Annotated in this window: 17 protein-coding genes; 10 read left to right on the forward strand and 7 right to left on the reverse strand. The window is 71.9% G+C overall.

The genetic code is table 11. The features are described 5' to 3' along the window. Window positions 1-36: 36 nt before the first annotated feature. Window positions 37-756, reverse strand: coding sequence for a class I SAM-dependent methyltransferase (locus tag AB0F11_RS27395; protein WP_362178971.1), 720 nt, complete (start codon window positions 754-756; stop codon window positions 37-39). 32 nt (window positions 757-788) lie between these two features. After that, window positions 789-1,991 carry a lycopene cyclase family protein gene (locus tag AB0F11_RS27400; RefSeq protein WP_362178974.1) on the reverse strand — a complete coding sequence of 401 codons (1,203 nt, stop codon included), beginning with the start codon at window positions 1,989-1,991 and terminating at the stop codon, window positions 789-791. A 259-nt stretch (window positions 1,992-2,250) separates the two neighbouring features. Between AB0F11_RS27400 and AB0F11_RS27405 the strand changes: the two genes are divergently transcribed. The 9 genes from AB0F11_RS27405 to AB0F11_RS27445 all read left to right on the forward strand — a co-directional run bounded on the left by AB0F11_RS27405 (window position 2,251) and on the right by AB0F11_RS27445 (window position 11,781). Next, window positions 2,251-3,585, forward strand: coding sequence for a polyprenyl synthetase family protein (locus AB0F11_RS27405; protein WP_362178976.1), 1,335 nt, complete (start codon window positions 2,251-2,253; stop codon window positions 3,583-3,585). Continuing rightward, entirely contained in the window at window positions 3,582-5,102 is a 1,521-nt protein-coding gene (crtI, locus tag AB0F11_RS27410) for a phytoene desaturase family protein (protein ID WP_362178978.1), read from the forward strand. Before AB0F11_RS27405 ends, crtI begins: the two co-directional genes overlap by 4 nt. Then, entirely contained in the window at window positions 5,099-6,163 is a 1,065-nt protein-coding gene (locus tag AB0F11_RS27415; protein ID WP_362178980.1) for a phytoene/squalene synthase family protein, read from the forward strand. Before crtI ends, AB0F11_RS27415 begins: the two co-directional genes overlap by 4 nt. Next, on the forward strand, window positions 6,160-7,170 hold the full coding sequence (locus AB0F11_RS27420; protein ID WP_362178984.1) for a DUF5914 domain-containing protein: 1,011 nt from the start codon (window positions 6,160-6,162) through the stop codon (window positions 7,168-7,170). Before AB0F11_RS27415 ends, AB0F11_RS27420 begins: the two co-directional genes overlap by 4 nt. A gap of 253 nt (window positions 7,171-7,423) precedes the next feature. After that, window positions 7,424-8,422, forward strand: coding sequence for a UDP-glucose 4-epimerase GalE (galE, locus tag AB0F11_RS27425; protein WP_362178987.1), 999 nt, complete (start codon window positions 7,424-7,426; stop codon window positions 8,420-8,422). A 912-nt stretch (window positions 8,423-9,334) separates the two neighbouring features. Then, on the forward strand, window positions 9,335-10,084 hold the full coding sequence (locus AB0F11_RS27430; protein WP_362178988.1) for a DUF4913 domain-containing protein: 750 nt from the start codon (window positions 9,335-9,337) through the stop codon (window positions 10,082-10,084). A gap of 217 nt (window positions 10,085-10,301) precedes the next feature. Then, a complete protein-coding gene (locus AB0F11_RS27435; RefSeq protein ID WP_362178991.1) occupies window positions 10,302-10,583 on the forward strand; it encodes a class I SAM-dependent methyltransferase in 282 nt (93 codons plus the stop codon). Between the two features lie 37 nt (window positions 10,584-10,620). After that, window positions 10,621-11,076 carry a hypothetical protein gene (locus AB0F11_RS27440; RefSeq protein WP_362178993.1) on the forward strand — a complete coding sequence of 152 codons (456 nt, stop codon included), beginning with the start codon at window positions 10,621-10,623 and terminating at the stop codon, window positions 11,074-11,076. Between the two features lie 255 nt (window positions 11,077-11,331). After that, complete coding sequence (locus tag AB0F11_RS27445) at window positions 11,332-11,781, forward strand: hypothetical protein (protein ID WP_362178996.1); 450 nt, start codon at window positions 11,332-11,334, stop codon at window positions 11,779-11,781. Window positions 11,782-11,989: 208 nt separating this feature from the next. Here AB0F11_RS27445 and AB0F11_RS27450 read toward each other — a convergent pair whose 3' ends face one another. The 5 genes from AB0F11_RS27450 to AB0F11_RS27470 form a co-directional block, all read right to left on the reverse strand. Further along, on the reverse strand, window positions 11,990-13,411 hold the full coding sequence (locus tag AB0F11_RS27450; protein ID WP_362178998.1) for a Dyp-type peroxidase: 1,422 nt from the start codon (window positions 13,409-13,411) through the stop codon (window positions 11,990-11,992). A 617-nt stretch (window positions 13,412-14,028) separates the two neighbouring features. Then, window positions 14,029-14,337 (reverse strand): hypothetical protein, encoded by a 309-nt coding sequence (locus tag AB0F11_RS27455; RefSeq protein ID WP_362179002.1) that lies wholly within the window; start codon window positions 14,335-14,337, stop codon window positions 14,029-14,031. Window positions 14,338-14,555: 218 nt separating this feature from the next. After that, window positions 14,556-15,293 (reverse strand): alpha/beta hydrolase, encoded by a 738-nt coding sequence (locus tag AB0F11_RS27460; protein WP_362179005.1) that lies wholly within the window; start codon window positions 15,291-15,293, stop codon window positions 14,556-14,558. Between the two features lie 447 nt (window positions 15,294-15,740). Then, window positions 15,741-16,226, reverse strand: coding sequence for a hypothetical protein (locus tag AB0F11_RS27465; protein WP_362179008.1), 486 nt, complete (start codon window positions 16,224-16,226; stop codon window positions 15,741-15,743). A 294-nt stretch (window positions 16,227-16,520) separates the two neighbouring features. Further along, a complete protein-coding gene (locus AB0F11_RS27470; protein WP_362179011.1) occupies window positions 16,521-17,756 on the reverse strand; it encodes a SpoIIE family protein phosphatase in 1,236 nt (411 codons plus the stop codon). Between the two features lie 396 nt (window positions 17,757-18,152). Between AB0F11_RS27470 and AB0F11_RS27475 the strand changes: the two genes are divergently transcribed. After that, window positions 18,153-18,428: an isoamylase early set domain-containing protein gene (locus tag AB0F11_RS27475; protein ID WP_362179013.1), complete on the forward strand. Its 276-nt coding sequence runs from the start codon at window positions 18,153-18,155 to the stop codon at window positions 18,426-18,428. Window positions 18,429-18,532 lie beyond the last annotated feature (104 nt).

Here is an 18,532-nt window from a genome sequence, read left to right on the forward strand (position 1 = left end):
GAAGGGGCGCGGCAGGCTGCAGGGGCGCCGGGCCGGTCACCGGCGGCCTTTCCCGCGCGAGCCCACGAAGGTGTGGGTGATGCCCGTCTGCCAGCCCGGCAGGGGCAGGGCCCGGACCCGGTCGAAGCCGGCCCCGCGGATCCGGCCGGCGAACCGGTCGGCCGTGTCGAAGCCGACGACGCTGCGCCACAGGTGGCGATACAACGGCCCGTCCCCCAGCAGGGTCGCGACGGGCTGGACGATGCCCCAGCACACCAGCGTCCACACCGCCCGGTCGGCGCGGCGCCCGCTGAGCGCGTACTCGTGCACCCCGAGGCGTCCGCCGGGTCGCAGTACGGCGCGGACCGTGCCGAGCACGGCGTCGGGATCGGACACGTTGCGCAAGAGGTACGCGGCGAACACCGCGTCGAACGGCCCCGTGACTCCCGCCTCCGACAGCTGTTCGGCCGGCGCGTGGACGAACCGCACGCCGTCCGCCCACGGCTTGGCGGCGGCCCGTCCCAGCATGCCCGCAGAGGCGTCGACGGCCGTGACGCCGGCGGCCGGGAAGACGGACCGGATGGCGGCCGTGGACGCCCCGGTGCCGCAGCCGAGGTCCAGCACGCGCAGGCCCTCTCCGTGTCCGGGCAGCCCGAGGCGGCGCACCGAGCGCCGCAGGTGCGCGTGGTAGCCGGGATTCGCGGCCACCAGCGCGTCGTAACTGCGGGACGCGTGGTCGAACGCGGCGGCGAGGCTCTCGTCGCGCAGGAGGGTCATGCGGTCTCCAGAAACTGGTGGGGACGGGAGGTTCAGCGGAAGGGGCGGCGCGGCAGTCGGGGCAGCTCCACGGCGGTGCGCAGCATGGGGCCGACCGGGGTGTGCCGACCGACGGAGAGGTCCTCGAACAAGCTGGTGCGCCCGTCGAGGAAGCGCAGCAGCCGACCCATCGGGACGCGGGTGAACAGCCGGGAGAACAGAGCGGGGCCGTCGACCCGGCCGCTGTCCAGGGCGCGCAGCAGTACCGCGTCCATGGTGCGGGCCCGCACGGAGTGGGCGGCCGGCGGTACCGGCCGGCGCCCCTGCCGCAGGGCGGCGGCGACCGCCCGTGTCTGGCGCTGGAGTCCGGCGAAGGTGTATCCGGTGGCCGGGCGGGTCGCACCGCCCGCGGCACCGATCCGGAACACCGATGCGCCGACCCGCCGCGGCATGGGAGCGTCCGTCATGGGGATCACCCCGGTCTCGCTCGCGACCACGTCCAGGTCGCCCAGGCGCAGCACGTCGTCGGCGTAGTGGCGCAGCGCCGCTTCGTAGCCGCTCGCCGTCAGGGTGCGCGGGGAGAACTCGGTGTACTCCACGAGGGCTTCGTACGGGCCGGTGGGAAGGACGTAGCCGAAGGAGAGCCCGTCGGCGGGTTGCGGGGTGCGGAAGTCCATCAGTTCGGCGGTGTCGCGGTCGAAGGCGGGCCGAGCAGTGCGTACGAACCAGCCGTGGAAGTGCTGGAGCAAGGTGGTGCGGGCGGCCGGGAGACTGGCGAGGGGCCGCGAGTCGAAGACCCAGCGTGCTTGCAGGGCGTGGGTGCGGCCATCGGGTCGGGTCGTCAGCACGCGTGCTCCGGCGGGAGTCTCCTCCACGGTGTCCGCGGTCGCTTCCAGGCGCCGCACGTTGGGGCTGCGCGCGAGGTCCCGAGCGACCATGGACTCGAAGTCGTCGGAGCGGATCATCTTGTACCGCAGCGGCGCGATGTCGCCCTCGATCGCGCCGCCGGCGGGCGGCCGTACCCGCAGGTGACGCCATTGCGATCGCACCGCGTCGTCGAAGCGGCCGCGGCCGGGCTCCCAGAAGCACCACGTGCGCGGGCCGGGCCGCAGCGGGCCGGGCGGGGCGTCGACGAGGAGCACGGACGGGGTCCGTGCTCCGGGCATGTGTCCGCTCAGGCGATGGGCCAGGGACAGCCCGGCGGCTCCCCCACCGATGACCACCACGTCCGCCTCCAGCACGGCGGCTCCCTCCATCCCGACGTCTCCATCACGACGTCTCCATCCGACGTCTCCATCCGAGGTCTCCATCACGACGTCTGCGTGCGCGCGACGTGTGAGGATTCCCGCCTCCGCGTGGAATCGGATGCAGTCCCCGGATGCGGTCACCCGGGCGGGTGCGTCCGCGCGGTGGCAATCCCGCGCGTTCGGCGTAGGGCGCTCCGCACCGCATCCGTATCGCGGGAATGGACCGAAAACCCGTGAGGAGCGATCGAGACCGAGGAGAGGAACCGGGATGCGCCCCACCCAGGCGAAGGACCACCCCGCGGACACGCCGCCGCCCGTCCCCCGCCTGGTGGCCCCTTCGGGGTCCTCGCCGCGGAGGGGGCGGCCGGGCGGGTCGGCCGCCGCCGCGGCGCACGGCGGAAGCGGGCCGGAAGGCCTCGTCCTACCGGCGGTCGAGCCCGACGCCGTCGACACGGACGTGCCCGCCGCGGTGGGGCACGTACTGGACCGGCTGCTCGCCGACCGGCTCAGCCGGGCCGGGGTCCTGGACGACACGTTCGCTCGTGAACTGGTCGGGCGTGTCGCGCGCTTCACCAAGGAGGGCGGCAAGCGCACCCGCTCGCAGCTCGTCTGGTGGTCGATGCGTGCCTGCGGCGGGGCCGACGAGTCGACGGCCACGGCGGCCCTGAGGATCGGTGCGGCCCTCGAACTGCTCCAGACCTGCGCGCTGGTCCACGACGACCTGATGGACGGCTCGACGCTGCGGCGCGGCCGTCCGGCGATGCACACCGATGTGCGCGAACGGTACAGCGGTGTCGCCTCGCCGACCCGCGTCGCCCGGTTCGGGGAGGCGGCCGCGATTCTGGCCGGGGACCTGGCGCTGGCGTGGGCGGACGACGTGGTGGCCGACTCGGCGCTCGACCCGTGCACGGCGAGCGTGGTGCGCCGGCTGTGGAGCGACATGCGCATGGAGATGGTGGCGGGTCAGTTCCTCGACCTGCAGGGCCAGCTGACCGCGTCGCGCTCGCTGCCGCACGCGCTGCGCGCCGCCTGCCTCAAGAGCGCGCTGTACTCGGTCGGACGGCCCCTCGTGCTGGGCGCGGCGGTGGCGGGTGCGGACGGCCGTACGATGCGGGCGCTGGGGGCGGCGGGGCGGCGGGTGGGTACGGCGTTCCAGCTGCGCGACGACCTCGACGACGTCTTCGGCGACCCCCGGCGCACCGGCAAGAGCTGCGGCGGGGACATCCGGGAGGGAAAGCCGACCTATCTGGTCGCCCTGGCGGTGGCGCGCGCCGAGAGGAAGGGTGACCGGCCTGCCCTGGAGGTGCTCCGGCGGGCCCTCGACGGCGAGGGTCGGACTCCGGAGGCACTCGAGGAGGTGCGGGAGGTCCTGGTGCGTACCGGCGCCCGGGCGGCGGTCGAGGAGCAGATCGGCCGCCTGTCGGCGCAGGGGCTGCGCCACTTCGACGGCGCCCGCCTCGGCGCGGCGGACGCCAGGGGCCGCCTGCGCGGGCTGCTGGCCGCGGCGACGTCTTCCGGCGCAGCGGGCAGCCCGCCCTCGCACGCACGTCCCGCGCCCGCTTTCGCACCGGTGGGCTCCGGAACGCCGGAGGCCGGGCGATGACCCGCACGGTGTCCGGCCGTACGGACCACGTGGTGGTCGTCGGGGCGGGACTGGCCGGCCTGTCGGCGGCCCTCCATCTGCTGGGCGCCGGACGCCGGGTCACCGTCGTCGAACGGGATGACCTGCCCGGCGGACGGGCGGGACGCCTGAACGTGAGGGGCTACCGGATCGACACCGGCCCGACCGTGCTGACCATGCCCGATCTCGCCGACGAAGCATTCGCCGCGGTCGGCGACAGTCTGCACCGGCGGGTGGACCTGATTGCGCTGCACCCGGCCTACCGGGCCTCCTTCGCGGACGGCAGCACGCTGGACGTGCACAGCGACGGCGAGGCGATGGCCGCAGAGGTCGAGCGGTTCGCCGGTGCCGGCGAGGCGGCGGGCTACCGGCGGCTGCGTGCCTGGCTGGAGCGCCTCTTCCGGGCCCAGATGCGCCATTTCATCGACGCGAACTTCGACTCCCCCCTCGACCTGCTGACCCGTGACCTCGCCCGGCTTGCGGTGCTCGGCGGCTTCTCGCGGCTGGACCGGCGCATCGGCGGCTTCCTCAAGGACGAGCGGTTGCAGCGGGTCTTCTCCTTCCAGGCCCTGTACGCGGGTGTGCCGCCGGCCCGGGCCCTCGCCGCCTACGCCGTCATCGCCTACATGGACACGGTGGCCGGGGTGTACTTCCCCCGCGGCGGTATGCACGCCCTGCCGCAGGCCATGGCGGACGCCGCCGCGGACGCGGGTGCCGAGCTGCGGTTCGGCGAGCGGGTGACCCGGCTGGAACGGTCGGGCGAGCGGGTCATCGCCGTCGTCACCGCGAAGGACCGCATCCCCTGTGACGCGGTCGTCCTCACGCCGGACCTGCCGGTCGCGTACCGGCTCATCGGCCGGCGTCCCCGCCGGCCGGTGCGGCTGCGGCACTCCCCCTCCGCCGTCGTGCTGCACGCCGGTACGAACCGCACCTGGCCGCAGCTCGCCCATCACACGATCTCGTTCGGCGCTGCCTGGGGGACCACCTTCGACGAGCTCACCCGCCGGGGGCGGCTCATGAGCGATCCGTCGCTGCTCATCACCCGACCGACGGCCACCGACCCCGCCCTCGCCCCACCGGGCCGCCATCTGCACTACGTCCTCGCTCCCTGTCCCAACACCGAGATCGGCCCGAGTGCCGCCGCCTGGGGCGAGCTCGGCCCGCGCTACCGGTCCGGTCTCCTGCGCGAGCTGGAACGGCGCGGCCTCGGCGGCATCGAGGCGGCCATCGAGGACGAGTCCCTCGTCACCCCGGCCGACTGGCTGGGCCAGGGGCATGCGGCGGGCACCCCCTTCTCGGCGGCCCACACCTTCCTGCAGACGGGGCCGTTCCGGCCCCGCAATCTGGTGCGGGGCACGGAGAACGCCGTACTGGCCGGCTGCGGCACCACACCCGGCGTGGGCGTGCCGACCGCCCTGGTGTCGGGGAAGCTGGCGGCCGCCCGGATCACGGGGCGCGGCCGGCGTCTTTCCGCCCGGACCGAGGGGGCGGCCCGATGACCGGACGCGAACTCGACGCCGCGGGAATCACCGACCCGGCGCTGCGAGCGGCGTACCACCGGTGCCGCGAGCTCAACGCGGCCCACGGCAAGACGTACTTCCTGGCCACCCGCCTGCTGCCGGCCGAGCGCAGGCCGGCCGTGCACGCGCTGTACGGGTTCGCCAGGTGGGCGGACGACATCGTCGACTCGCCGGACCGCAGGGTGGGCGGGGGCCGTCGCGGCGCGCATCTGGCGGCGCTTGAGCGGTGTATGGACAGCGCACTGCGGCACGGTGTCTGCGACGAACCGGTGGTGCTGGCCCTGGCCGACACCGCGCGCCGTTATGCCATCCGGCACAGCCACTTCCGCGACTTCATGGCTGCGATGCGGTCCGACCTGGTGGTGACGGACTACGCCGGCTACGCCGACCTGCGCGCCTACATGCACGGCTCGGCCGCCGTGATCGGCCTGCAGATGCTGCCGGTGCTGGGCACGGTGGTGCCGCACGAGGAGGCCGAGCCGCATGCGGCGGCCCTCGGTGTGGCCTTCCAGCTGACCAACTTCCTGCGGGACGTCGGCGAGGACCTCGACCGCGGGAGGGTGTACCTGCCGGCCGATCTGCTGGCCGGGCACGGTGTCGACCGGGAACTGCTGCGCCGGTGCCGTGACACGGGCCGCCAGGACCGCCGTGTGCACGCCGCCCTGCGGGAGTTCGAGGCGCTCACCCGCCGCGTCTACCGGGAGGCGGAGCCCGGCCTCGCCATGCTCGATCCGGTGTCCCGGCCCTGCATCCGGACGGCGTACGTGCTGTACGGGAGCATTCTCGACGCCGTCGCCCGGGACGGCTACCCCGTACTGCACCGGCGTGCCGTGGTGCCGGGCCGGCAGCGTGCGGCGGTGGCGGCGCGGGGGCTGGCCCGGGTGGTCGGGGCCAGGCTGCGCCACCGGATCCGGTCAGCAGCGGCGCGCACGCCTACGCTGCCGCCGACACACCCGCCGATGCACCCGGCGCTGCACCAGGCGCCGCACCAGGCGCCGCCCGCCGGCACCGCCCGGCCGGTCTCCGAGGAGAGCGCGTGAGCCCCGAACCGTCCGCACGGGGTGCCCGTCCGCTCCTTTCTCTGCGCCGCAGGAACGTGCCGTGGCACCGGCAGCGGCCCACCTGGCGCGACGCCAAGCCGGGCGTCATTGCAGGGGCGTTGAAACGGGCCCAGGCCCGACCGTCCGGGAACTGGTACGTCGTGGGGGCCTCCGCCACCCTGCGCGGCGACCGCCCCCTGGCCCGTACGGTCGCGGGCCGTGAGGTGGTCGTCTGGCGCGGCGCGGACGGAGGGCTGGTCGCCGGGCCAGGTGTCTGCCCGCACCTCGGGGCGCCACTGGCGGACAGCCCTGTCCGGTGCGGGACGCTGGTGTGCCGCTGGCACGGACTCGCCCTCGACGGGGCCCCGTTCGCGGGCTGGGGACCGTTGCCGGCCTTCGACGACGGCGTCCTCGTCTGGGTGCGGCTCGACGAGGCCGGCGGGGAGGAGCCCTCGGACGCCCCCGTCGTACCGGTCCGCCCGGCCGGCGCACGCGGGGTGAGCGCCGTGTACGAGGGCACGGGGGCCTGCGAACCCGAGGACGTCGTGGCCAACCGTCTGGATCCGTGGCACGGGGCGTGGTTCCACCCGTACTCGTTCGTCGACCTGACGGTGGTCGGCTCCCCCGGCGAGGGCGACGCCGACGACCGGTTCACGGTCGACGTCTCCTTCAAGGTGGCCGGGCGGCTGGTGGTGCCGGTGCGGGCGGTCTTCACCGCTCCGGGCCCGCGCACCGTGGTCATGTGCATCACGGAGGGGGAAGGCGTGGGCTCCGTGGTGGAAACCCATGCGACCCCGCTCGGGCCGGACGAGCGGGGTCGTCCGCGCACGGCGGTGACCGAGGCGGTGGTGGCGACCTCCGACCGCCCGGGCTTCGCCTTCGTACGCCGGGCCGCCCCGCTCCTCCGCCCGGTGATGCGCACCGCGGCGGGCCGGCTGTGGCGGGACGACCTGGCCTATGCCGAACGGCGCTGGCAGCTGCGTTCGGCAGGCCGGTTCCCGGGGTGACCGCGGCTCCCGGCGCCGGTGGATCGGCCACCGGCTGCAGAGCGGCGGCCCGCGGCCCCCACTCGGGCCCAGCGCGGCCAGCCCTTCTCCATGGCGACCTCCCCGACCAGCACGTCGTCGGGAGCCCCGGGCTGGTCAGCGATGACGTAGGCGTGCTGGCCGCTCAGACGGCCGCCCTCCCCTGCCCGGTTTCTCCGCTAGCCTGGGCCTTCGGTTATCCGCTGAGGTACAGACGACCGAGGAAGAGATCATTGTGACCACCGTCCTCATCGCCGGGGGAGCCGGCTACATCGGCAGCACCGTCGCCTCCGCTTGTCTGGACGCAGGCATCACCCCCCTGATCCTCGACAATCTCGTCCGCGGCCGACGCGAGTTCACCGAGGGTCGCACCTTCTATGAGGGCGACATCGCGGACGGTGCGCTGATCGACCGAATCTTCTCGGAGCACCCGGAGATCTCCGCCGTGGTGCATTGCGCAGCGCTGATCGTGGTCCCGGAGTCCGTGGCGGACCCGATCGGATACTACGAGGCGAACGTCAGCAAGAGCTTGGACTTCGTACGCCACCTGTACCGCAACGGCTGCGACCGCATCATCTTCAGCTCCTCGGCTTCCATCTACCAGGCGGAGGACGGCTCTGCCGTCAACGAGGATTCGCCGCTGGCTCCGCAGAGCCCCTACGCGCGGACGAAGGCGGTGTGTGAGGAGATGTTCGCGGACATCGCCGCCGCCGGCAAGATGCGGGTGCTGTCGCTGCGGTACTTCAACCCTGTCGGTGCTGACCCCGAGTTGCGGACCGGGCTTCAGCTGCGCAGGCCCAGCCACGCTCTGGGCGTGCTGATCCGGGCGCACCAGGAAGGCCGCCCGTTCCCGATCACTGGGACGAACTACCCGACGCGTGACGGCACGGGCATCCGGGATTACGTGCACGTCTGGGACCTCGCCGCCGCCCACATCGCGGCGATCGAGCGCTTCGACTCCATCCTCACGGGGCTGGAGCGCTCGATCGCGATCAACCTGGGCACCGGCTCCGGTACCACGGTCCGGGAACTGTGCGACGCCTTCAACCGTGTCGTCAGTACGCCCTTGGCCACCACCGACGCCGGACCCCGTCCCGGTGACGTCGCCGGCGGCTACACCAAGAGCGACCGCGCGGCCCAGCTGCTGGGCTGGACGCCGAAGCTGTCCCTGGAGGACGGCATCCGCTCCGCCCTGGACTGGATCCCGGTGCGAGACGCGCTGCTGGAGGCTTGAACCCCTCCCCTCTCTCCCCTTCCCTGCTCCCGGGCGATGGCTCCGGGAGGAGGGAGGATTCGAGGCCGAGGAGATGCTGCACGGCAGGCGTAGGGCTGTCGGAGAGCTGGAAGCCGAAGAGGGACCAGACCAGCAGCGGTGACAGCAGGGCCGGGAGCAGCTCGTGCACGTCACCCGTGCGGAAGCAGCAGTTCAACCCGACGACCAGGGCGGCCAGGGTGAAGAGCACGGCCGCGATGAGAACGACGACGCAGACGAGTCCGGCCGCGACGAACAGCAGGACGATCAGGAGGCCGGTGAAGATCGTGCCCAGGAAGCTACCGAAGAGCCCGAAGGTGATGTCGTGCGGGCCCACGTCCGAGGGCGAAATGATGTCGCCGCTCAGGGCTGCCGTCATCAGCCAGATCACGCCGGCCCCGAGGACCGGCGCGCCGAGCGCCAGCAGCGGCCCGCCCAGGCGGCGCGTGTAGACGCGCCCCAACGGAGCGCGGGCCAGGATGATGCACAGGCCGATGCCGATGACTCCGGCCACCACGATGATGGCGCAGCCGATCAGCATTCCCTCCAGCTTGCCGAGCACGAAATCCTGGCGCCCCTCACGCAAGGGATAGGCCAGTACCAGCCAGGTTGCGGCCACCAGCCCCAGGACTGTGCGGGCGCGCTGCATCCAGGTGATGACCGGGTCTTCGATGCGGTCCGGGTTGGAGGGGCCGGCGATCGTCCGGGCCGCCGCTATGGGATTGGGCACGGAGCTGGTGTACGCGTTCAGTCGCTGACGGGTGGTCAGTTGAGCTCTCAGCGGGTGCCACATGGACGAGGGGGCCAAGCTGCCCGAAAGCTGCATGGGCACGGGCTGGGCATGCCCGCGTCACTATTATCGTCGCTGCGACGATAATAGGCTATCGTCACCTCATGAACGAAGCACCGAACGAGAGCACCGGCTCCACGGACGACTCAGCAGCCGAGCACGCACAGCGGGTGGCGGCGCAGGTCACGGCCGAGGCAGCGGGCGACACGGCGTGGAAGCGCCACCACATGACCTTGGCCTTCTTCCTGGCAGGTGCCCGAACGCCGTACGAGGAGGACCACCATGGCCGGGAGTTGGACACCTGGAGGAAACGGCTCGTCGACTGCCTGGAGGCGGACGCCTACGCCGAGGTCGCCGAACTGCAGGAGCAGCTCCAAGGCTGGATCCTGAAGGAGCTCCGGTACCGCGACAGCGCCCTCGACGCGCTGCTGAAGGCGTACCCCCCGCCCAAGCCGCCGCGCAAGCCGCGTCCTCCCTTCTCCGTGCCGCCGGTGGAGGAGCACCCTCCAGGCACCGAAGTCCCGTTGTACTTCGACGACGTCTTCGCCTTCGTCACCGACTTTCTGGCCCCCACCATCCGCCGACCCCTGAACGGTACGACCGCCACCTGGTGTCCGCGCTGGTGGGACCACCCCGAGGCGGGGGCCCGGCTGTCCGCGCTCTGGCTGGCCTGGGAGCAGCTGCGTCTTGAACCAACCCTCGGCCTGACAACCTGGTGGATCCAACATGCCGATCCGCACCTGCGCGTTCTGATGGACCCCCTACAGGGCCCCTTCGCCGGCTGCTCGCCCGAGGGGCACACACGGACACCCTTCGCCCCGCTCCCCAACGACCCTTGTGGCCCTGACCTGTGACCCCGTGACCTGTGACCTGAGTCGGAAATCCGCTCGGCCGGGACGGCAACCAGCATCAGATCGGTGGAATGCACCCATCAGCCTGAGCTTGCCAACTCACCGCTGAGCGGCTCGGAAAGGTCGCGGCCGAACACCGTGTTCGGCGGCTGCGGTTCGAGTTCCGGCTGGACCGGCGGACGCACGCGAGGCCGACCTCGCGCTCAAAGCGAAGCACCGGATGATGTGGGCACTCGGCGACTACCCGGCGGTCGCCACTCAGGTCGTGGCGGCTCTCGGCCCCGCCCTGGTGGAGGCCTGCGCCGTCAAGGACGGCGACCGAGTGCTGGACGTCGCCGCCGGGTCCGGGAACGCCTCGATCCCGGCTGCCCTGGCCGGCGGCAACGTGGTCGCCTCCGACCTCACACCCGAGCTGCTGGCCGAGGGCCGGAAGGAGGCCGAGGCGCACGGCGCCACGTTGAGCTGGCAGGAGGCCGACGCCGAGCCGCTGCCCCTTCGATGACGGCACCTTCGACACGGTGATGTCCTGCGTCGGAGTCATGTTCGCCCCACACCACCAGGCCACCGCCGACGAACTGGTGCGGGTCTGCCGGCCCGGAGGCACCATCGGGCTGCTCAACTGGACCCCCGAAGGCTTCATCGGGCAGATGTTCGCCACCATGAAGCCGTACGCACCGCCGCCTCCCCCGGGAGCCCAGCCGCCACCGCTGTGGGGCCAGGAGGAGCACGTACGCACGCTGCTCGGCGACCGCGTCACCGATGTCCAGGCGCACCGCCGAACCCTCCGCGTGGACGCCTTCCGGGAGCCGGAGGACTTCCGCGAGTTCTTCAAGGCCACCTATGGGCCCACGATCGCGGTCTACCGGAGCATCGCCGACGACCCCCAGCGGACCGCCGACCTGGACGCGGCCCTCACCGACCTGGCGGCCGGCGCGCTGCAGGACGGCGTCATGGAATGGGAGTACCTGCTGCTCACCGCCCGCCGGACCGGCTAGGAGCGGTCCGCGACGGGCAAGCACGGGCGGTACACAGGGCCCGGTCAGCGGCCGACCTACACCACCGGACCCAGCGGGGCCCGGAAAGGCCCCGCACACGCTGAGCGGCAGGCCCCGCGCTGACCCCGGCCGATCGGCCGCTGCCGCGGCTGCCACCCGTACCGCCTCCTCGACGAGACCCGGCCCGCCACGGCAGGGGCTATACAACTGCTGATCGACCTGCCGATCGGCGTGGGTGGGGGCAGGAGCCGCAACATGCGTACGGTCCGGACCACCGACCTGAGCCTCGCCCGCGGCACTCTCGAAATCCGCCACCGGCTGGTGCGGCACACTGTCCATCTGGAGGGGTCCACCCACCAGCTCGGCATCGATTGGCTGACTTCCCGCCACCGCCGCCGACGGGCTTCAACCAACCCGCGCCTGTTGGTCAGCCAGAAGACCGCGCTTGGCCCCGACCAGCCGGCCGTCAGCATCGGGTTGCTCCAAGGAGTCCTCCCCAAGGGGGTGTCCCTGGAGGGCCTGCGCCGGGACCGGGTCCTCAACGATGCGTTCGAGACCGCCAATCCGCTCAAACTGATGAGGCTGTTCGGCATTACGGAGCAGACGGCCATGCGACAGGCCGCCGCAGCCCACCGGGAACGAACTGCCAAACTGCCCAAGCAACCCCTGCGTCCCCAGGAAGAACGTGGAACCGGAGGATGCTGATGGAGGGCGCGGCGCCCTGGTTCAAGGTCAGAGGCCGCAGACCAGAGCCCAGGGTCAGCTCTCGGCGTATGGCGGCGGACGGCCTTGGGCGAATTTCGAGGGACGGCCGTCCCGGGACGCGGAGTTTCCTTCAGCCCCGGCTGTCCGTTCAACCGGGGCCGACGAAGCGAGGGACTCCTCGTGGCTTGCGGGGCGAGGGCAGGGTGGTCTATCGGGGCAGTGGCGCGCCCTCGGCGAGCAGCCGCAGTGTGGACATGGACGGAGTGAAGGCGTACACCATGCCCATGGTCTTGAGGAAGCCGCGCATGTCCACGGTGCCCTGCGGGCCGTTCTCGCCCAGTTCGAACTGGGCCTCACCTCCGGGACCGCAGACGTTGTCTCTGCCGGTGGGTGCGCCCGGCTCCCCAGGTGTGAAGTCCGCGGCGTTCGCCCATCGTGCCTGGACATGCTCGAACTGCTCCTCGAGCGATGTGCCGTAGCACACGAACAGCAGGCCGCGCTCCTGCCCGTCATCGGGCTGACCCGGTACGAGGGGCGGGCCGTACGGGATGCCGCGGCGCAGCATGCGGTGGCTGCGCGTATGGATGGCCGGGTCGGCATGACGCGGGTTGGTCTTGCGCGTGTGTGCAGCGCAGGGTGTGTCCTGGCCGCGCGGGTCGTTCCGGTAGTCGAAGTCGTTGAGATCGCTACCGATACCGGCCACCGGATCGGACGGCCTGGCCAGCGGCGTGCCGTCCGGATTCCGGCCGACCACGCGGGCGGCGAGCCCGTCGAAATCCAGCGCGGGAGTGAAATTCTTCGCCGCCTCCGCAATGGCGGCGCGCCAGCTCGCCACGTCCTGGTGGAGACGGCGCACCACCTGGAACGAGCCGTCCTTCATCCACGCCGGCCCGGTGCGGTTATTGCTGCCCTCCTCGCACGGGTACCCGAAGACGAACTCGCCGGGCGCGATGAGTTCGGCCCCCAGCCGATTCTCGCGATATCCGGGTTTCCTGGGGTCCTCGCGGTGGAACTGACTGATTCCGGGCTGGGAGACACCGTCCTTGAAACCGAAGTGCTCATGCCCTCGAAGCTCGCCCGGCAGGATCTCACCCTTGTCCTCGCCCACCAGGATCATGCCATGGGCACTGTCCGCCGCCGCGATCTTCAGCAGCTTGTTGTCCAGGTCTTCCTTGGTGTCCGCGGCGACCACCACGACCGCGTGCACGGTGTTCTCACCGGAACCGAACACCCACTGGGCCGGGTCGTCGCCCACGATCGCGGCCCGCCCGTCGGCGCCCGCCCGCAGCGCCTCGAAAGCGTACAGGTCCTTCTCGACCTGTTCGGGCTGGACCGAGACCTCCATCAGACCCTGATAGGTGAGGGACAGCCCCACCCAGGTCGCGCATTTGTCAGGGTCCTGACCGTAGGCGCGGCGGGAGAGGGAGAACGCCTCGTTGAAGTCCTCCACTTCGGCGGTCACCGAGACCGTGTTCAGCATCGCCGAGAGCCAACCCCGTCCGCGGGCCGCGTCCGGGAATCGCAGGTAGCGGAACGTCATGTAGTCCTTGTGAAACGCGGCCAGGATATTGCCCTGGATCTCCGTGGAGGTGCGCAGCGGCGGCGTGGGCAATCGCTCCACCTCTGCCATGAGCGTGGTTCTTGCTGGGCTGGTGACCATGCTGACTCCTTTCCCTGGACGGCCTGCTGATCGGGTACGGCGGAAGGCGCCGCGCCGGCGGTGCCGGTTGTGGAGTCGAACGGCCGCACCGCGCGGTGCTCGATGGACCTGAGGCGCTCCAAGGCGCCGCCCGAATCGGACCAGCGGGGAGATCCCTACCTCTCGTTCCAGGCCGACTATCCGCTTTCCTGCGGACGGCGGCCCCCCATATCGGTGATGCCGGTGACTGGCCCGCCGGGGCCCCGACGCCTCCAGCAGGAGGATGTCCGCGGAGCCTCGACCACACCGCCGTCGGCCTTGCCGTGGTCGGCCTCGGCCGTGCCGAGCAGGGGAACCCAGCCGAGGCGGACCGCGGCCTGTCCGGCCCCAGGGCGAGGTGCCGGTCCAGCGGGGCCGACATCCCGGCGCCGGGCAGGGGCCCCGACACCTTGTCCGGGTGACCGTCGGGGAAGTCAGCGTCCCCTCGGAGCGGGACCGACAGGCCAGCCCGGACGAGGTGGCCGCCGCAGCCGCAGCCGCAGCCGCCCGGCCTGCCCTCGTCGTGCACCTCGTCGTGCACCTCGTCGTGCACCTCACCCGTCGAACGGTCACCCTTTGGCGGCGGCCTCCCGGATCAGGGGCTCGAACTCCCGCCGTACGTAGGTGTCGAAGGGCGCCGTCAGCGCGCCGTCGATCACCCGTCGCACCCGGTGCTGCGCCGCGAACTCCTTGATCGCTGTGCGGGAATCCGGCTCCACGCCTCCGCCAATGATCAGCACCCCGAACTCGTCGGTCTCCAAAAGCCTTCGGGCCTCCTCGTCGGTGCTCACTCCCTCCGCGTCAAAGCCGTCCGCGCGCAGCGTGGCCAGCACCTCCGTCACCCTGGCTGGCGTTCTTCCCAGCACCAGCGTCCTCATGGCCGTTCCTCTCCGGTACGTCGACATCGGCGCCCCTGAACCTAGAAGCTCAACCAGACTTGAGGGCAACCCCCAACTCTCGTATCGGACAGCGTGGGCCCTTGCCGAGCTGGTAGGGGCCCACGGCACGAACAGCAGAGGAGGGCTGGGGCCTTGCCTCGACGAGCAGCGTCCGGTCAGCGCGTCCTATCGTCTGCTGGTGGCCCGGCGGCCCGGCTTCATTTCAGGTGCCGGGTGAAGAACTGGGCCGCGGCGTCCCCCGCGAACTGCGGGACGCCGGTGTGCCCGCCCATGTTGGCGTGCAGGGTCTTCTCCTTGGAGCCGAAGGCGTCGAACAGGTCCAGGGCCGCCTGCCGGTCGTTCCCCTCGTCGTCCCACTGGAGCAGGACGTGCAGCGGAATGGTGACCTGGCGGGCCTCCTCGAACATGGCGCGAGGTACGAAACTCCCGGCGAACAGAACGGCGGCCGAGATGCGCGGCTCGACCACCGCCAACCGGGTCCCGATGGAGATCACTCCCCCCGAGTACCCGACCGGGCCGCCGATCTCCGGCAGCGAGAGGAGGGCGTCCAGGGCGGCCTGCCATTCCGGGACCGCCTTGTCGACCAGCGGGAGGATGAGGGCGTCGACGATCTCGTCGTTGACCGGCGCGCCGGCCTCCAGGGCGCGACGCAGGTCGGCGCGGGCCTGCTCCGCGGTGTCCCAACGGGGCCGGGCCCCGCTGCCGGGGAGCTCGATGGTGGCTGTGGCGAAGCCCTCCGCCGCAGACTGCCGGGCCCGCCCCACCAGCCGGGGGTACATCTTGTGCAGTCCGCCGGGGTGGCCTAGCAGGATCAGCGGTGCCGGTGCGGATGCTGATGCGGCGGCGGGAGTCCACAGGATGCCGGGGATCTCGCCGAGGGTGAATTCACGTTCCAGGACACCGTCGTCGAGGTGCTGTTCGGAAGTGAAGTGCATGGTCGTGCCCTTTCGGGAGTGCGCGTGAGCGGCGCTCCCGGACGACCTATCGCCCGACCGTGACCCCGGAGGGGAGCACCCATGTCGATACTGCGTTCACGGGTACCACCTCCTCGTTCTCTCGCACGGCCTCCGAGAACGTAGCAGCGGTCGCGGTGGTCCGCCAAACAGGTTTCTTGCGCGAGGTTCGGTGGCCGAATGCAAAGGAGTCGGAACACCACGGAGCCGACAAGTGGGTGAAGCTGCGCTAGGTTCCGGCCGTGCCGTGGTCTGCGTCTGCTCCAGCTGATCCGCCGGTCGGCGGGTGGGGTGTGGCTTGGTGGGCGGGGCGGTCGCGGGTTCGTTCGTCGCATCGCGGGCCAGGCCGCGCCACTCTGCCGCGTAGCCGTCCTCGGGCGCGATGCAGGTGCATCGGCCCCTTCGGTGGACCCGGCCTCGCCGTCCGGGTCACGGCTGTTGCCTCCGGGCTTCGTCTTGGCCGTGGTCGGCCGGCTGTCCGGGGAGGCTCTCCAGCGGTGCGACCTCCAGGAGCAGGCCGTGGCTGAAGGAGAGGAAAAGGCGCGCGCCATCGGCGTCCCGCACCTCGTACGAGTCGTAGCTGCCCCAGCTGTCGATCTCGCGCAGAACCTCGAACCCGGCGAGGGCCTCGTTCTTCAGGCAGCGCCACGGAGCTGGGGGCGCGTCGGGAGGCATTGAGCCCGAGAGCCGTACGAACTCGGCCCTGTTCAGCATCCAGCCCGGGCCGTCGGTGTCGTACTCGACCTCGTACTCGAAGTCCGGCCACGTCGCGAACCGGTGCCGCTCGACCACCAGGCTGCCGTTCGTCCTCCGACTGCCGCCGACCCGCGCCCCCTTCAGGAACTCGAGGGTGGCGTACATCCGGCCCGGCCTCGCCGGTCCGAGGTCGGTGACCCGCTGCCACTCGCGCCTCATCTCGCCGTGTGTTGCCCCCAACCGGGCGAGAGCCCCGTCCAGGAGCGTGCCGGGCACCCGACCGTCCATGCAGTACAGCAGCGACAGTTCGTACGCTCGCGCGTCCCCCGCTTCCCCCGCTTCCCCCGCTTCCCGACCGTCCCCGCCCATGTTTTTAGTTCCTCGCAACCTTGATGATCTCGGCATCATCGACACCGACAGTACCCGGCCGGTTCGGCCGACCATCCCCCTTCCCCCGCCAAGCGGCGTCGGGGTTGCAGGCCACGGTGCAGCGCCGAGTCTTCTTTTCGAAGGTCACAGGTGCAGGGTGATCAGGGCGGTGTCGTCGGTGGCGCCCGCGGGTGGGATGAGGTCGGCCAGGAGGGCGTCGGAGAGGGTTTCGGGGTCGGCGGTGCGGTGGCGGGCCAGGGCGCGGGCGAGCCGGGCGAGCCCGGTGTCGATGTCCTCGCGGCGGCGTTCGATCAGTCCGTCGGTGTAGAGGACCAGGACGCAGCCCTCGGTGAAGGCGGTGTGGGCCTGGGGGCGGGGGACGTGTTCGGGGCGGGCGCCGAGCGGGGGGTCGGTGGCCTGGTCCAGGAAGGTGACGGTGCCGTCGGGGTGGCAGAGGGCGGGCGGGGGGTGGCCGGCGCTGCTGTAGGTGAGGGTGCGGCTGTTCCAGTCGACGAAGACGGAGGCGGCGGTGGTGGATTCGGCGCCGTCGACGGAGCGCGCGTACAGGCCGAGGACTTCGAGGGCCCGCGCGGGGCCGTCGGCGACGTGGGAGGCGGCGGACAGGGCGCTGCGGAGCTGGCCCATGACGCCGGCCGCGTGAAGGCCGTGGCCTACGACGTCGCCGACGGCGACGGCCGTGCGGCCTGATTCCGGCATGTCGACGAGGTCGTACCAGTCGCCGCACACGTTCAGGGCGCCCATTGCGGGCTGGTAGCGGACGGCGGCGCGGTGGTGGCCGAGGGGACGGGGCGCGGGCAGCATCGCCTGCTGGAGGTGGAGGGCGACCTCGCGTTCGCGGGCGTGTGCCTGGCGCAGCCGTTCGTTGAGGTCCTGTAGTTCCCGGGCGCGGGTGTAGAGCTCGGCTTCGAGGACCTGGGTGCGGTCGCTGCCGCGGCGGGTGCCGCGGGCCTTGATGAGTTCGGTGACCTCCTCGACGCGGTGCAGCAGCAGTGCCACGGTGCCGTCGGGGGCGAGGACGGGGACGTTGACCGGGCTCCAGTAGCGCTCCTGCCATACCCCGGGGCGGTCGAGGTCCTCCACGTCGTAGCGTTGCAGGGCCATGGTGTCGCGTTCGCCGGTGGTGGCGACGCGCCGTAGGGAGGCGTACAGGTTGCGCATGCCGGTGGCCGAGGGGTCGTTGGGGTTGTCGGGGAAGACGTCGAAGAGGTAGTGGCCGATGATCTGGCCGCGGGTGCGCCCGGCCAGCGTCAGGAAGGCCTCGTTGGCGTCCGCGTACACCAGGTCGGGGGTCAGCAGCGCGATCCCGGCGGGAAGGGCCTGGAAGACGGTCTGATAGTCGATGACGGGTCCGTTCACCATTCCACCTGCCGCCTGCCAGCCAACCGGTTCGGACGTGCGTGCTCGCTCCCACGATGCCAGTCCGGCGGGGAGGCGCCCTCGCCGCAGTGCGCCGGGGTGGACCATTCGGCCCACCTGGGGGAACCCGTATGTCTTATGTGGCCTCCCCTGCCGCCCGGTACCGCTTTCCTCGCCTTCACACGCGCTGTCCGGGAGGTCATCGAGCGGACCGGGCACCTTCTGCGCACCGAGGGGCGACCGGACCGGGCGGATACGGCCGGCCCGGCAGGCATCCGTCGTCTTCGGCCACCGGCCGGGTGATGTCCGCAGGCCGCGCGGGCGTGTGCGGCAACCGCCCCCGCATGCGCGGACCAGGATGCACGGGTCGAACCCTCACCTACATGGCCGGGAGTCTCCGTGCTCGAACGCAAGAAGATCAAGGGCCGCACCCAGATCACCTTCATCCTGCCCGACGGCACCCCCGACGGGCCGGTCAGCGTCGTCGGCGACTTCAACCACTGGAACCCCGCCGCCCACCCCCTGACCCCCCGCGGCGACGGCACTCGCGCCGCCAGCGTCAGCCTGCCGGCCCACAGCACCCACCACTTCCGCTACCTCGCCGCCGGTGACTACTGGTTCAACGACGAAGCGGCCGACGGCCACGACGGCACCAACAGCCACCTGCACACCTGATTCCCCACCAGCACACCGCACGCGGTCTTGAAAACAAAGGGAACGGCCATGCCCGATCCGCAGGCACAGGGACCGCCCTCACCGTCGGATCCGGGAGCGCGGTC

The organism is Streptomyces sp. NPDC032472 (assembly GCF_040636955.1).
Classification (GTDB): Bacteria; Actinomycetota; Actinomycetes; order Streptomycetales; family Streptomycetaceae; genus Streptomyces.